The sequence below is a fragment of the Pseudoxanthomonas suwonensis J47 genome (genome assembly GCF_000513955.1).
In the GTDB taxonomy this organism is placed as follows: Bacteria; Pseudomonadota; Gammaproteobacteria; order Xanthomonadales; family Xanthomonadaceae; genus Pseudoxanthomonas; species Pseudoxanthomonas suwonensis_C.
This window is the reverse complement of record NZ_AZUZ01000009.1, coordinates 51,127-65,607: the sequence shown is the minus strand read 5'-3', so window position 1 is coordinate 65,607 and position 14,481 is coordinate 51,127. Positions and strand designations below refer to the sequence as shown.

At 71.9% G+C, this 14,481-nt stretch carries 13 protein-coding genes and 1 riboswitch; of the genes, 3 read left to right on the top strand and 10 right to left on the bottom strand.

Annotated elements, in window-relative coordinates:
• Positions 1-84 precede the first annotated feature (84 nt).
• Together M503_RS0102920 and M503_RS15555 are read right to left on the bottom strand one after the other, a co-directional pair.
• Positions 85-978 (bottom strand): Hsp33 family molecular chaperone HslO, encoded by an 894-nt coding sequence (locus M503_RS0102920; protein WP_028919112.1) that lies wholly within the window; start codon positions 976-978, stop codon positions 85-87.
• Positions 975-2,282: an aspartyl/asparaginyl beta-hydroxylase domain-containing protein gene (locus M503_RS15555; RefSeq protein ID WP_081720917.1), complete on the bottom strand. Its 1,308-nt coding sequence runs from the start codon at positions 2,280-2,282 to the stop codon at positions 975-977. Before M503_RS15555 ends, M503_RS0102920 begins: the two co-directional genes overlap by 4 nt.
• Positions 2,283-2,348: 66 nt before the next feature.
• Between M503_RS15555 and mtgA the strand changes: the two genes are divergently transcribed.
• Genes mtgA through M503_RS0102900 form a run of 3 tightly spaced genes read left to right on the top strand, consistent with a single transcriptional unit; the run spans position 2,349 to position 4,529 of the window.
• Positions 2,349-3,077, top strand: a complete 729-nt coding sequence (gene mtgA, locus M503_RS0102910) for a monofunctional biosynthetic peptidoglycan transglycosylase (protein ID WP_028919161.1) — start codon at positions 2,349-2,351, stop codon at positions 3,075-3,077.
• 2 nt (positions 3,078-3,079) lie between these two features.
• Positions 3,080-4,141 carry a glycosyltransferase family 2 protein gene (locus tag M503_RS0102905; RefSeq protein ID WP_051414166.1) on the top strand — a complete coding sequence of 354 codons (1,062 nt, stop codon included), beginning with the start codon at positions 3,080-3,082 and terminating at the stop codon, positions 4,139-4,141.
• Positions 4,101-4,529 (top strand): CBS domain-containing protein, encoded by a 429-nt coding sequence (locus M503_RS0102900; protein ID WP_024869028.1) that lies wholly within the window; start codon positions 4,101-4,103, stop codon positions 4,527-4,529. Before M503_RS0102905 ends, M503_RS0102900 begins: the two co-directional genes overlap by 41 nt.
• A 4-nt stretch (positions 4,530-4,533) precedes the next feature.
• Here the strand turns inward: M503_RS0102900 and M503_RS0102895 are convergent, their stop codons facing one another.
• The 8 genes from M503_RS0102895 to M503_RS15550 all read right to left on the bottom strand — a co-directional run bounded on the left by M503_RS0102895 (position 4,534) and on the right by M503_RS15550 (position 14,223).
• Positions 4,534-6,519 (bottom strand): AsmA family protein, encoded by a 1,986-nt coding sequence (locus tag M503_RS0102895; protein WP_028919110.1) that lies wholly within the window; start codon positions 6,517-6,519, stop codon positions 4,534-4,536.
• Between the two features lie 84 nt (positions 6,520-6,603).
• Complete coding sequence (gene trhA, locus M503_RS0102890) at positions 6,604-7,281, bottom strand: PAQR family membrane homeostasis protein TrhA (RefSeq protein WP_051414164.1); 678 nt, start codon at positions 7,279-7,281, stop codon at positions 6,604-6,606.
• Positions 7,282-7,784: 503 nt separating this feature from the next.
• Entirely contained in the window at positions 7,785-9,389 is a 1,605-nt protein-coding gene (locus M503_RS0102885) for a peptide chain release factor 3 (RefSeq protein ID WP_028919108.1), read from the bottom strand.
• A 114-nt stretch (positions 9,390-9,503) separates the two neighbouring features.
• The gene (locus M503_RS0102880; RefSeq protein WP_028919107.1) at positions 9,504-10,895 is read right to left on the bottom strand and encodes a hypothetical protein; all 1,392 of its coding nucleotides are present in this window, start codon (positions 10,893-10,895) and stop codon (positions 9,504-9,506) included.
• On the bottom strand, positions 10,892-11,800 hold the full coding sequence (locus tag M503_RS0102875; protein ID WP_028919106.1) for an ABC transporter ATP-binding protein: 909 nt from the start codon (positions 11,798-11,800) through the stop codon (positions 10,892-10,894). The genes M503_RS0102880 and M503_RS0102875 overlap by 4 nt, the downstream gene beginning before the upstream one ends.
• Positions 11,797-12,192 carry a GntR family transcriptional regulator gene (locus M503_RS0102870; RefSeq protein WP_028919105.1) on the bottom strand — a complete coding sequence of 132 codons (396 nt, stop codon included), beginning with the start codon at positions 12,190-12,192 and terminating at the stop codon, positions 11,797-11,799. The genes M503_RS0102875 and M503_RS0102870 overlap by 4 nt, the downstream gene beginning before the upstream one ends.
• Positions 12,193-12,256: 64 nt before the next feature.
• A complete protein-coding gene (locus tag M503_RS0102865) occupies positions 12,257-13,165 on the bottom strand; it encodes a M23 family metallopeptidase (protein WP_051414162.1) in 909 nt (302 codons plus the stop codon).
• Positions 13,162-14,223 (bottom strand): hypothetical protein, encoded by a 1,062-nt coding sequence (locus tag M503_RS15550; RefSeq protein ID WP_051414160.1) that lies wholly within the window; start codon positions 14,221-14,223, stop codon positions 13,162-13,164. Before M503_RS15550 ends, M503_RS0102865 begins: the two co-directional genes overlap by 4 nt.
• 103 nt (positions 14,224-14,326) lie before the next feature.
• Positions 14,327-14,446: riboswitch (SAM riboswitch) on the top strand.
• The last annotated feature ends 35 nt before the right edge of the window (positions 14,447-14,481 follow it).

The following is a 14,481-nucleotide window of genomic DNA, read 5'->3' as shown; positions in this document are numbered from 1 at the left end:
AGTTCCCGCGCCGGCGGTAGGCCGATCGTATGGGATTTACGTTTAGTTAACAAGCGCCGCCCTCCCCAGAACAGCATCCCCCGGCTACTGCAGCCGGTCGGGCGTCGGCGAGTTGGCCGACGGCTGCTCGAACAATACGCCGATTTCCGCCAAAGAAAAGTGATAGCGGCGGCCGCAGAAACCGCAGGCGATCTCGGCCTGGCCGGCCTCCCCGGCGGCGGCCCGGGCCTCGGCCTCGCCCAAGGACTCGAGCATGGCCGCGACCCGCTCCCGCGAGCAGGAGCAGCCGAAGGCCAACTGCTTCTGCGCCAGCAGCTCCGGGGCCTCCTCGTGGAACAGGCGGTGCAGCAGGACCGGCCCGGGGGTGGCGGCCAGCTCGGCCGCGGTGAGGGTGTCGAACAGGGCGCAGGCCCGGGCCCAGCCGTCGTCGTCGCCGGAGTCGCCGGGCAGCTGCTGCAGCATCAGCCCGCTGGCGCGGTCGCCGTCGGCGGCCAGCAGCAGGCGGCTGGGCAGCTGCTCGGACTGGCGGAAGTAGTCCTGCAGGACCTCGTCCAGCTCGGCGGAGGCCAGCTCGACCAGGCTCTGGTAGCGCAGCGGTTCGCGCGGGTCCAGGCCCGGGTTCTCGATGGTGATGGCCAGGGTGGGGTTGGGCAGGTCGCGCAGGTCGGCCGGCGCGTCGTCGCCGTCGAGCTGGACGATGCCGCGCAGGTGGCCGGCGGCGGTGCATTCGGCGAACAGCAGCTTGACCCCGGCGTCGGCGCGCAGCTGCAGCGACAGGCGGCCGTCGACCTTCACGTGCGCGGTGAGCATGGCCGTCGCCGCGCAGGCTTCGCCCAGCAGGCGCTTGGCCCGCGTCGGGTAGGTCGCGTGCGAGAGCAGTCCGGTCCAGCTGTCCTGCAGGCATACGTGGACCCCGCGCACCCCCGCGTGGGGCAGGAGGAAGCGGGTCAGCAGGTCGGTTCGGGGCGTTTCGTTCACAGTTCTCCCAGGTCGGCGTCGTCGCCGTAGAAGCCCATCAGGCCTTGGGTCATCGCCACCACCAGCTCGCGTTCGAGCGGGGTGAGCATCGGGTGCCAGACGTCGAAGATCAGCACCACGCGCAGGCGGTCGCTGAAGTTCCACGCTTCGTGGCGGATAGTGTCGTCGAACATCACCAGCCGCCCGGGTTCCCAGATATGGACTTCCTCGCCCACTCGCAACCCGCAGTCTGACGGCGGGATGATCAGCGGCAGGTGCACGGTCAGGCGGGCGTTGGTGGCGCCGTTGTGCGGCGGGATGTGCACGCCCGGGCGCAGCGCCGAGAAGAAGATGACCGGAGCGCGGCCGGGCACCCTGATCTGCGGGGCGCGGGCGATCGCCGCCTCGGTGCGCGGGCAGGCGTCGGCCTGGGCGTCGATGCGGCGGCCGTGCTTCCACAGGAAGTAGGCGCCCCAGTCGGTGCTGCGGTCCAGTGCGGCGAACTGGCCCTTCGGCTGGCCCTCGGGGGTCTGCACGTAGGGTTCGAAGCCGGACTGGTCGCCCAGTACGTTGTGGAGTTCCTCGAGGATGTCGGGGAAGGCCGCTTCCACCTCCGGCGCCCAGTCGAAGTCCTCGCGGTGGAAGATGGGGATCGCCGGCAGGCGCGGGATCGGCAGGGTCAGCGGCTTGGCGGTGATGAAGGTGCGGCGGCCGGCGAGGATGTCCAGCGAATGGCGGATGCGTTCGACCTCGCGCGCATCGTGGCCCTTGATCAGCGGCGCCAGGTTGTCCTCGAGGTAGGCGCCGAGCTCGTCGCGGGTGCGTTGCACGGCCACCTGCGCCTGCCGCACGACCGCCTGCACGTTGGCCTGGCGCTGCAGCGCCTCGGGCATGTAGGTGAGCATGTTGCCCCAGTGCAGCGCGGCGGCGCGGTGGTCGCCGCCGGCCTCGAGCAGGCGCGCCTTCTCTAGCTGAGGGCCCCAGGCGGTGGGATCGGCGGCGATGGCCGCGTCGATCGCCGCCAGCGCCGCCGCGCGGTCGCCGCGCTGGGTGTGGACCCGCGACAGGTGGGCGTGGGCCATGGCCAGGCGCGGTGCCGCGGCGACCGCGCGCTCCAGGTAGTGCTGCGCCTGTTCGAGCTCGCCGGCGGCCAGGGCCAGGCTGCCGAGCTGGGTGAGCGCGGTGGCGTGCGCAGGATCCATGCCGACCACGCGTTCCCACATCGCACCGGCCTCGCGCATGCGGCCCTGGCGGGTCAGCGATTCGGCTTCGGCGACCAGCGCCGCGACCAGTTCGGCGGAACGTTCGGTGGAACGCGTGTTCATAAACGGGTCTGGCCGGGAAGTTGGCGCATTATCATTCCCCCGGGCATCGACAGACAGGGGGCGGCCATCGCCAGCGGAAGCGGCAAGCGCGGCAGGCGTCTTTGGCGGTGGCTGCGGTGGGCGCTGTGGCTGCCGCTGCTCTTCGTGGCCGTGACCGCGCTCCAGGTGGCGGTGCTGCGCTTCATCGACCCGCCCACCTCGGCCTTCATGGTGGCGCGCCAGTTCGAGGCCTGGTCGCAGGGCGACTGGGACTTCCGCGTCGCCTACGACTGGCGGGACCTGGAGGAGATTTCCCCGCACCTGCCGCTGGCGGTGATCGCCGCGGAGGACCAGAACTTCGCCCGCCACCATGGCTTCGACATGGACGCGATCGAAAAGGCGATCGACAACAACCGCCGCGGCCGGCGCGTGCGCGGCGCCAGCACGATCAGCCAGCAGGTGGCCAAGAACCTGTTCCTCTGGCAGGGCCGCAGCTGGGTCCGCAAGGGCCTGGAGGCCTGGTACACCGTGCTGGTCGAACTGATGTGGCCGAAGCAGCGGATCCTGGAGATGCACGTGAACATCGCCGAGTTCGGCGACGGCGTGTACGGCGCGCAGGCCGCCGCGCGCAGCTTCTGGGGCAAGGACGCCAGCAGCCTGGATGCGGCGCACGCCGCGCGGCTTGCGGCGGTGCTGCCGGCACCGCGGCGCTACAGTGCCACCCGGCCGGGACCCTACGTGCAGCGGCGCGCGGCCTGGATCCAGCGGCAGATGCGCCAGCTGGGCGGCAGGCACTACCTGGAGCAGCTGGACTGAGCATGGCCGAAACCGCCTCCGGGCCGACGCCCGCCGTTCCCGACGACAGCGCCCGCGACCGCCTGACCGTGGTGGTGGCCGCCTGCAATGAGGCCGAGGCCCTGCCGCTGCTGCACCCGCGCATCCGCGCGGCGCTGGATTCGGTGCAAGGCCTGGACGGCCGCGTGCTGTACGTCGACGACGGCAGCCGCGACGCCACCTGGGAGGTGCTGCGGCGGATCGCCGCGGCCGACCCGCGCGTGGCCCTGCTGCGGCTGTCGCGCAACTTCGGCAAGGAGGCGGCGCTGACCGCCGGCCTGGACCAGGTCGAAGGCGGCGCGGCGATGATCCTCGACGCCGACGGCCAGGACCCGCCCGAGCTGATCCCGCAGTTCATCGCGCGCTGGCGCGAGGGCTGGGACGACGTCTATGGCACCCGCATCGCCCGTGAAGGCGAAGGCTGGGTGCGGCGCGGCGCCGCCGCGGCCTTCTACCGCCTGATCGGCCGCCTCTCGCATACGCCGGTGCCGGCCGACACCGGCGACTACCGGCTGCTGTCCCCGCGCGCGCTGGCCGCGCTGCGCCAGCTGCGCGAACGGCATCGCTTCATGAAGGGCCTGTTCGGCTGGATCGGCTTCCGCCGCATCGCCCTGCCGTACCGGCGCGGGCCGCGCCTGGCCGGGCGCAGCAAGTTCGGGCTGTGGCGGCTGTGGAACTTCGCCCTGGAAGGCATCACCAGCTTCTCCACCGCGCCGCTGCGGGTGGCGACCTACGTCGGCCTGTTCACCGCGCTGGGCGCCTTCGCCGCCGGCGTGGGCGTGGTGGCGAAGACCCTGCTGTGGGGCGACCGGGTGGCCGGCTGGCCGACCATGATGGTGGTGATCCTGTTCCTCGGCGGCGTGCAGCTGATCGCGCTGGGCCTGATCGGCGAATACCTGGGGCGGCTGTACGACGAAGCCAAGCAGCGCCCGCTGTACCTCGTCGACACCTGGCAGCCGGCCACGGGAGTATCCTCGGCGCAGGAACCCGCTGACGGAGGCGCACATGCGCACGGTACGTCAATTGCTGGCGGAGAAGCCGGCTGAGGTCTACGCGGTGGCGCCGGAGGCGCCGGTGGTGGAAGCGATCCGGCTGATGGCCGAGAAGTCGATCGGCGCCGTGCTGGTGCTGCGCGGGGAAATGCTCGCCGGGATCCTTTCCGAACGCGACTACGCCCGCAAGGTCGTGCTGCAGGGACGTTCCTCGGCCGACACGCCGGCCAGCGCGATCATGACCAGCCAGGTCGTCACCGTGACCCCGGATACGCCGGTGCCGGCGTGCATGCAGCTGATGACCGAACGCCGCATCCGCCACCTGCCGGTAGTGGAGCAGGGCCGCGTGATCGGGGTGATCTCCATCGGCGACCTGGTCAAGGCGGTGATCGCCGACCAGCAGATGGAGCTGGAACAGCTGCAGCGCTACATCGCCTCGTAGCCGCCTAGCGCGCGTACTGGCCGCCGCAGTCGCTGTCTTCGCCGGGGCCGGTCTCGAAGGTCGCCAGCAGCGCCGCCGGCGGGGTGATGCTGCCCAGCGCCAGGGCGATCGCGCCGCGCAGGCCCAGCGCGGCCATGTCCGGCCGGAACGACGGATCCCGGAACGTGCCGCCCACGCGCAGCGGCGAGCGCAGGGTGAGGATGCTGCGGTCCTTCGGCCGCGGGCGCAGCAGCAGGTCGAAGGTTTCGTCGTCCAGGTTCACCGTGCCTTCGCCGACGATGATCGTGTCGGTGCTGTCGAAGGCCAGCGCGCGCGAGGTCATCAGCCCGTCCTTCACCCCGAAGTCGGCGAAGGCGCAGCGGATCGGCACCTGGCGGTCCTCGGTGAGCAGGAACTTCAGCGATTCGGCGATATCCAGGCCGGCGAACTCCATCACCAGGTTGCTGATCCGGCCGCGGCCCATGCCGAGGGCGACGTCGCCGTCGGCGCTGCCGAGGATCGCCGCCACCGAATTGCCGCGCCCGTGCAGGGCGATGTCGCCGCCGATCCGGCCGACCGCGCCACGGGCCAGCTCGGCCTTGGCCAGCAGCTTCGGCAGTTCGACCCCGCGTACGCCGATCTTCGCCTGCGTGTCGATCGGCGCGCGCCGCGCGTCCATGCGGATGTCCGCGCGCACGTCGCCGCCGGCCACGCCGAAGTTGAGCGGCTCCAGGCGCAGCCGGCCGGCTTCCAGCAGCAGGCGCGCGTCCATGTCCTCGATCATCGGCAGTTTCGGCGCGTGGATCTTCTGCGCGCGCCAGCGCACGTCGGCATCCATCGCGTTGAGCTTGGCCAGGTCGTAGGGGGTGTCCGGCAGCAGCCGCCCGCTGGCCGCGCGTCTGGCGGCCTCGGCCTTCTGCCGGGCATTGGCGGTCTCGTCGCCACCGGTGGACGGCGGGGCGCCGAGGAAACCGGCGAGGTCGTCGAAGTCGAGCTGGCGCGACAGCAGCTGCGCGTTGAAGCGCGGCCGCTCGCCGGAGGCGTCGATCTGCACGTCGCCGGACAGGTCGCTGTCGCCGACCTTGCCCTTGAAGCCGTCGTAGCGCCACAGGTCGCCGTTGCGGCGCAGGCGTCCGTCGAGCGAGTAGGGCGGCGAAGGCGGCAACGCCAGGCCCAGCAGCGGATACAGGTCCTCCAGGTCTTCCCCGGACAGCTTCATCCGCAGGTCGAAGGTCTGGAAGCGGAATGGATTGGTCAGGGTGCCCGCAGCGCTGGCGCGGGTGGCGCCGGCGCGCGCGTCCAGGTCGACGCGGTAGGGTGTGTCGGTATCGGCCAGTTCCAGCGGCGAGGCGGCCTGGCCCTCGATGCGGAACGGCGCGCCACGCCAGTGGCCCTTGCCGGCGACCGCCACCGGTGCGCCAGCCGCTTCCGTTCCTTCGCGTTCCGGGGCGACGCTGTCGAGGCTGACGTCGATGTCGGTCTTGCGCGCCGCATCGATGAAGCGCAGGCGGCCTTCCTGGATCCGGAGGCGGTCCAGGCGCCAGCGTGGCTCGCCTTCGTTGGGGGAGCCGTCGCCGAATTCCCAGTTGCCGCCCTTGCCCCCGGGCCCGGTTTCCAGCCACACGTCCGGCCGCACCGCGCGCAGTTCCTTCATCCGCAGGCGCAGCGCCAGCAGCGGCCACGGCGCGATGTCGACCTCCACCCGTTCCGCGCTGCCCATCCGCGCACGTTTCGACCACGGCGCATTGGAAATGTGCGCGCGGTCGGCCGAGACGGTGATGGTGCGGCCCAGGTCGACGTCGAGGTCGCCGTCGATCACGAACTCGCGGCCGGTGGCCGAGGACAGCGCGCGCTGCAGCGGGCCCTTGAACCAGTTCCAGTCCCATAGCAGGACGAGGAGCGCGATCGCGGCGGCCACGACGCCCAGCGCAATGCCGGTACGCCGCGAGGGTCGCCGGAGACGCGGGAAGCGCCAGCGTGGACGCGGCTCTGTTGGCGCGGGCGCGTTCATGCGTCCCAGTATCGGGACGCTCCGTGGAGGCCACGCGAATTGCGCGGCGCTGTTTCACGCGCGCTTTGCGGCCGGAGCCGCCGTTCAGGCCGCCTGCAGCCTCGGCATCAGCACGTGCGCACTGACCGCGACGAAGTGGCAGACGCTGCCGCCGATCACGAACAGGTGCCAGATCGCGTGCGAGTAGGGGATCGACTCGCGGTGGTAGAAGAACGTGCCCAGCGTGTAGAACACGCCGCCGCCGAGCAGCCAGCCCAGGGTCCAGCCGTCCAGCGACTGCATCATCGGCTTCATCGCCACCACCACCAGCCAGCCCATCGCGATGTAGATCGCGGTCGACAGGCGCTTGAAACGGCCGGTGTAGAACAGCTTGAAGATCACCCCGCCCACGGCGAGGGTCCAGATCGCCGCGAACAGGCTCCAGCCCCACGGCCCGCGCAGGCCGATCAGGGTGAAGGGCGTGTAGGTGCCGGCGATCAGGAGGTAGATCGCGCAGTGGTCGAACACCTTCAGCCGGCCCTTGGCCACCGGGTGCTGGATCGCGTGGTACAGGGTCGAGGCGGTGTAGAGCAGGAGCAGGGCGACGCCGAACACGATCGCACCCGCGAGCTGCCAGCCGTCGCCATAGATGGCGGCGAGGGTGATCAGCACGGCGCCGCCAGCCAGCGCAGCGGCAGCGCCGAGGCCGTGGGTCAGGGCATTGGCGATTTCGTCGCGCAGCGGGTGCGCGGTGTCTCGTGTGGGGGACGGGGCATCCGGCATGGCGCGCACGTTACCGCAGGGCGCGTGAGCTTGCATCAATACGCGTGGAGCGTGCGTGGAATGGTGCACCGGTGTTTCCCCGATGGGGGGAGCGCGGGTGCTGGCGGGTGGAGGAACCAGGCAGAAGCGTCGCTTCGGACGGGGCCGCCGCACCAAGGAGGTATGGCGCATCGCGCGGGTCCGCCGTCCGCGCCGGGAATAAACGGGGCGCGCGAGATCCCGACCCTCACCCCTGCCCCTCTCCCGGAGGGAGAGGGGAACAGGAACGAAGCCACGACCCGGATGTGCCGAAAGACGCGGTAGCGCGGGGGTATGGCGCAAGCACGCCATGGATGGCGTGCGTTCGCGCGTTGGAGCCATGGATGGCGGAACCGCGCGATGCGCCATACCCCCGCGCTGCCGCGGCTCCTTCCGAAGCCGACCACCCTGACGGCGTTGCCGTTGCCGTTGCTGTTGTTGCCGCCGTCAGCGACAACAACAGCATCCGGGCATGCGGTTCCGACTCAGTCCACCGACTGGCTGTGCGCGTGCTCGCGGGTGGCGGAGAAACGGACGTCCGGGGCGCGTTCCTGGGCCAGCTGCAGGTTGACCCGGGTCGGGGCCAGGTAGACCAGCTCGCCGGCCGCGTCGATCGCCAGGTTCATCGCGTTCTTCTCGCGGAACTCCTCCAGCTTCTTCGCGTTGTCGCAGTGGACCCAGCGCGCCGTGGCCACGCTGACCGGCTCGAAGCTGGCATCGACCCCGTACTCGTCCTTGAGCCGGTAGGCGACCACGTCGAACTGCAGCACGCCGACCGCACCGAGGATCAGGTCGTTGCTCATCAGCGGGCGGAAGAACTGCGTCGCGCCTTCCTCCGACAGCTGCGCCAGCCCCTTCTGCAGCTGCTTGAGCTTCAGCGGATCACGCAGGCGCGCGCGGCGGAACAGTTCCGGCGCGAAGTTCGGGATGCCGGTGAACGACAGCGACTCGCCCTCGGTGAAGGTGTCGCCGATCGAGATCGTGCCGTGGTTGTGGATGCCGATCACGTCGCCCGGGTACGCCTCGGCCGCGATCTCGCGGTCGGAGGCCATGAAGGTCAGCGCATTGGCCAGCTTGTGCTCCTTGCCGCTGCGCACGTGGAAGGCCTTCATGCCGGCGGTGAACCTGCCCGAGCACACCCGCATGAACGCCACCCGGTCGCGGTGCTGCGGGTCCATGTTCGCCTGGATCTTGAACACGAAGCCGGTGAGCTTCTCCTCCTGCGGCGCCACGTCGCGGGTGGTGGTGGCGCGCGGCTGCGGCGGCGGCGCGTGCTCGACGAAGAAGTCCAGCAGCGGCTGCACACCGAAGTTGTTCACGCCCGAACCGAAGAACACCGGCGTCTGCTCGCCGCGCAGGTAGGCGTCCTTGTCGAACGGATGGCTGGCGCCCTGCACCAGCTCCAGCTCCTCGCGCAGGCTGGCCAGCATCTCCGCGCCGATCTTCGCCTCCAGGCCCGGCGCGTCGAGCGACGGGAAGATGGTCGAATCCTGGCGGGTGAAGTTGCGGCCCGGCTCGTACAGGTGGACCTCGCCGGTCACCAGGTGGACCACGCCCTTCAGGCGCTGGCCCATGCCGATCGGCCAGGTCACCGGCGCGCACTGGATGCCCAGCACGGTCTCGACCTCGTCCAGCAGCTCGATCGGGTCCTTGCCCTCGCGGTCGAGCTTGTTGATGAAGGTCATGATCGGAGTGGCGCGCAGGCGGCACACCTCCATCAGCTTGATCGTGCGTTCCTCCACGCCCTTGGCCACGTCGATCACCATCAGCGCCGAGTCCACCGCGGTGAGCACGCGGTAGGTGTCCTCGCCGAAGTCGGCGTGGCCGGGGGTGTCGAGCAGGTTGACGATGCGGCCCTCGTAGGGGAACTGCATCACCGAGGAGGTCACCGAGATGCCGCGCTCCTTCTCCAGCGCCATCCAGTCGGAGGTGGCGTGGCGGGCGGCCTTGCGGCCCTTCACCGAGCCGGCCATCTGGATCGCCCCGCCGAACAGCAGCAGCTTCTCGGTCAGCGTGGTCTTGCCGGCGTCGGGGTGCGAGATGATCGCGAAGGTGCGCCGGCGCGCGGCTTCGGTGGAGACTTCGGACATGGGGGCGGGCGCCTGGCGGCGCTCTGCAGGGCGGAAAGCCGGCGATTATACCGGGCCCGCCGATCCGGCCCCGGTGCGGCCCGGGCCGGCGCGCGGGGCGCCGGCCCGCCACGTTCAGTTCTGCAGCCAGGGATGCGGCCGCGCGCGCAGCCGGGCCGCGCCCAGGCTCCATAACGCGGTGCCGGCCAGCAGCGCCACCGACCAGGCCGGCATCTGCCAGCCTGCGCCCGGCGGCACGGTCATCGTCGCCAGGATCGCCAGGATGACCGCGACGACCAGCACGATCGCCACGCCGCGCATCGCCTTCGAGTGCAGCGACAGCAGCACCAGGCCACCGAACAGCGCCGCCCCGGCGAAGCTGGTCCAGACCAGCAGCTGGAAGTAGGGCGCCGGCGCACCCGCGTAGAGACCGAACCCGGCCAGCAGCGCCAGCGACGGCAGCATCCGTGCCAGGATGCAGCGCAGCAGCAGCATCACCAGCGACTGCGCCGGCGCGCGCGCCGGCAGGCCGGGGAGCAGGGCCAGTTCGTGCAGGCCGAGCCCGGGCCGCAGGTAGAGCGCCTGCAGGCGCAGCAGCGGGGCGAGGGCGCTGCTCAACACCAGCAGCGGCGCGAACTTCAGGCTGACATCGCTGGCGCCGCGGCCTTCGGCGCCGACGCCCAGCAGCACCCACAGCACGATCACCGCCACGATCGGTCCCTGCGTGGCGAGCACCGACTTCAGCGAGGCGCGGCCGAAGCCGGGACCGAGCGCTATGCCCAGCGCCTGCCGCGGCTCGCGGCGCAGGTTGCTGCCCACGGGCGTGTCGCCGGCCGGCGCCTGCCCGCCGGGGCCCTGCTGCCAGGCCTGCGACCAGTTCATCCCGCCCAGCATGGACAGCGCGATCGGGGTCGACCAGGCGCCGCCGTTGCCGGTGCGCCTGGCCTCGCGCCACCAGCCCAGGGCACTGGCCGCCAGCAGCGCGAGCGCGGCGCACGCGACCAGCGGCGCCGACGTCACGGCCGCGCGCAGGGCGGCGCCGTCCAGCTCGAACGGCAGCCAGCGCGCGGCGACGCCCAGGCCGATCACCAGCCACATCGTCCACGGCGGGATGCTCACCCAGAAGATCCCCAGCGCGGCGCCGCACGCCAGCGCGGCCACGGCCAGGCCGTAGCGCCCTGCGTCCATGAACACCACCGCCGGCAGCAGCGCCGCCAGCAGCAGCGCCCAGCCCAGCCAGGCCAGGCCGAGGCGGCCGACGCGCGGCATCCGCAGTCGCGCCGACTGCACCGCGGTCCCGGCCAGGCGGGCACCGGCCAGCATTGCCCAGAAGGTGGTGCACACCGTGGCCAGGCTCAGCCCCAGGCCGAAGGCCTTGCCCTCGTCGATCGGCAGCAGCCGCACCAGCATGGCCAGGGCCATGCCGGACAGGATCAGGCCGTTGCTCCAGCCGCCGGCAGCGACGAGGGTGCGCAGCGCCGGGGCCCGCCGGTAGCGCGCGGGGCCGTGGGCGGGAATCGCGCTCATCCGGCCACCTCCACGAACAGGTCTTCCAGGCCGAGCCGGTCCACGCGGACGCCGTCGACCAGCAACAGGTCGCGCCAGCCGTCGGCGCTGGACAGGACCAGGGACAGGCCGCCGCCTTCGAGCGGGCGACGCGCGAGCTCGCCGGGAAGCTTCGCCGGCAGGTTCGCCGCGGCCGCGGCCGGCACGGTGGCGCGGACCATGTTGTCCTTCACTTCGTCGAGCGCGCGGTCCAGCAGCAACCGCCCTTCGTGCAGGAAGGCCACGCGCGAGGCCACGCGCTCCAGGTCGCTGACGATGTGGCTGGAGAACAGCACGCTGGTGCCGCTGTCGATCGCCTGTTCGACGATGCCGCGCAGCAGTTCGCGGCGCGCTACCGGATCCAGCGCCGACGCCGGCTCGTCCAGCACCAGCAGCGCCGGGCGCTGCGCCAGCGCGCGCGCCAGCGCAAGCCGCTGCTGCTCGCCCGGGGAGAGCTTGCCGATGACCCGGTCCGGCTCCAGGTCCCAGCGCCGCAGCAGGGCGGCGGCGTGGGCCGGGTCCCAGTCCGGATACAGCTGGCCGAGGTAGTGGAACAGTTCGCGGATGCGCATCCAGCCGTAGGCCTGCGGCTGCTGCGGCACGTAGCCCAGCCGCGCCTTGCGCGCGTCGTCCAGGCGCAGCGCAGGCCCGCCGAATACGCGCGCGCCGCCGCGCTGCGGCTGCAGCAGGCCGAGCAGGCAGCCGATCAGGCTGCTCTTGCCGGCGCCGTTGCGGCCGATCAGGCCGAGCACCTCCCCGCTGCCCAAGGCAAGGTCGACCCCGCGCAGCACCTCGCGGCGGTCGTAGGCCAGGTGCAGGCCTTCGGCGGCCAGCGGCGTGTCCAGGTCGAGCGAAGCGTGGTCCAGCTTTGCGTCCACTGCGTTCATGCGTTGTCCTCCTCGATCAGTTGCCGCAGCCGCGCGAGCACGCGTTCGGCGGGAAGTTCCAGCTCCCGGCTCTGCCGCGCGGCTTCGCGCAATGCCGGTTCCAGCATCTGCAGGCGCGCGGCGGTGGTGGCGCCGCGCGCCTGGTCGCGCGCGGCCACCGCCATGCCCTTGCCGCGCAGGCGTTCCAGCACGCCCTCGGCTTCCAGCTGGCTGTAGGCGCGCGAAACCGTCATCGGGTTGATCGCGTGCACCGACGCCACCTCGCGCACCGACGGCAGGCCATCGCCCGGGCGCAACTGGCCGGCGCTGACCAGCCGGCGCAGCTGCTCGGCGATCTGCCGGTAGATCGGCTCGGGCGAGGACGGGTTCACGTGCAGCAGGTGTGCATCCATGTGTATCAATACATCGATACACTTGGCCCGTGTCAAGTGCCCCGAGGCCTGCGGCATGAAGGATTCAGGGGAGGCCGGCCCCTGCGGGCGGCGCCGGGGCGTCCTCGCGGGCGAACTGCAGCTCGCCCTGCGGCCCGGCCATGCGGAACGGGATCGCGCGCAGGGCCATGCCGGCGTTGACCTGGACCGCGAAGTGCAGGTGCGGTGCGGTGCTGAAGCCGGTGTTGCCGGACAGGCCGATGCGCTGTCCCTGGCGGACCCGTTCGCCGGTCGTCACCGACGCCGCCTGCAGGTGCGCGTACAGCGCCATCGAACCGTCGTCGTGCAGGAGCCGCACGTAATTCGCGCGCTGCAGGTCGGCGCGGTCCTGGCCATTGCCGCGGAAGCCTGCCTGCACCTGCAGCACCGTGCCCCCGCGCGCGGCCAGCACCGGCGTGCCTTCCGGCATGGCGAAATCCACCGCGTAGTGGTTCTCCGCGTCGGCGTGGCTGAAGCGCCCGCCAAAGGCCTGGTCGACGCGCACCTGCTGGTGGTCGAACGGCAGCCGGTATTCGATGTCGGCCGGCCGCGCCCGCGGGTCGCCGGGCAGCTGCCGCAGGTCGAGGTCGAAGCGCGCTTCCTGGCGCGGGTCGAGCGGATACAGCCGCGCCAGCACCCGCTGGGCGCCGGGTGGCAGTACCGCTTCGAGCGGAAGCGCCGGCACCGCGCGCAGGTTGCTGGCGCGCGCCAGGGCCAGGCGCACCTGCATCGGACCGGGCGCGTGGTTGCGCACCGCGACCTCGTAGTGGCTGCCGCGGTCGCTGAGCTGCAGGCGCACCGCTTCGCCGGTGGGCGCGGGCTGGCTCGCGCCCGGCGCGGCGGGCGGTTCCTTCGTGCCGGGTGCAGGCCAGAAGCGCGACGCCGCCTCCACCGGTGCGGCCAGCGCCAGCGCGACCAGCGCCGTCGCCACCCGCCTGGGCGCGCCAGCCTTCATCCGCGGCAGGCCGGCGCCAGCTTCAGCCGCCGCGCGACTTCGCCCAGGTCGAACGCCGCCACCGAGACGTCGGCATGCAGCGCGAACAGCGCGCCGTGCGGGAACCGCGGCGTCGGGCCGCCGAGGGCCACGCCGTCGGTGCCGGCGGTGCGTGCCCCGGTGAAGCGGCCGGCCGGCGCGAGCGTGTCGCGCTCGAACAGCCGGAACAGGGTGGGCTCGACCTGGTCGGCGGCGATCCAGTAGCCGGCGCCGCCACCGCAGTCCCACAGCACCACGCCTTCGGCGTCGCTGGCGAACGGCGGCAGGTTGCGGCCCAGGTACTGGCCCTGCAGCGAGTACTCGCGCAGCGTCGAACCGACGCGGCGGTCCTCCTCGGCGATCAGCATGCGCCCGTGCGCCGGATCGCCGGCGATGGACTCGACCATGCGCAGCGCGCCGGCCTCGCCGGTATCCCCGAACGCATCCACGTATTCGGCCTGCAGCGTGCCCTGCGCGTCGACGGCGATGCGGTAGCGCTTCACCCGCTCGGCCAGCCGCTCCACCGGTGGCAGGCGCGAGCTCGCGAAATCCTCCATGAAGCTGTCGGTCACGTAGGCGGTGATCGCGCCGCCGTCGCTGGTGTCCAGCCAGATGCCGTAGGGCAGCTGCAGCTGCTCGCGGCCGAACTCGCCGAGCACGCGGAACTTTGGCAGCTGCAGCACCTGCACGCGCCGCGCATCGCGTTCGACCACGAACAGCAGGTCGCCGGCCACCGCCACGCCGTTCGGGCGGCGGAACTGGCCCGGCCCCTCGCCGGGGCCGCCGGAGGCGCCGATGCGGATGCCGGTCTCGGCATCGAACACGAGCAGGCGTTCCCCCTCCTTGGCCGAGGCCAGCAGCCAGGGGCTGCCGCCGTTGGCCGGACGCCACAGCGCCAGCGAATCCATCTCCTCGGCGTGCAGGGGTTCGGAGATCCAGGTCTCGCGGATGACCGGCGGACTGGTAGCGGACGCGTGCGCGGCCGGAAGCGCCGCGGCCAGGGCCAGGACAGCGCAGAGGATGCGGGGAAGGGTGGGCATGTAACCGATTATCCGCAGGGACCGGGGCGGCCGGGAAGAGGCTGTTCATCGCTTCATGCAGATGAAACGATTGACAGCGTCCCGGACGGGTGGCAGTCTGGCCGGGCCATCGAGACCGGCGGAGGGACAGGCCCTTTGATGCCGGGGCAGCCAGCGGGCGCGAAAGCGTCCAGCCAGGTGCCAAATCCTGCGGGGACCCATGCGGTCTGCCGGAAGATGGTTCGAACCGTGCCAGCGCACGGCGAACGCGGGCCCCGC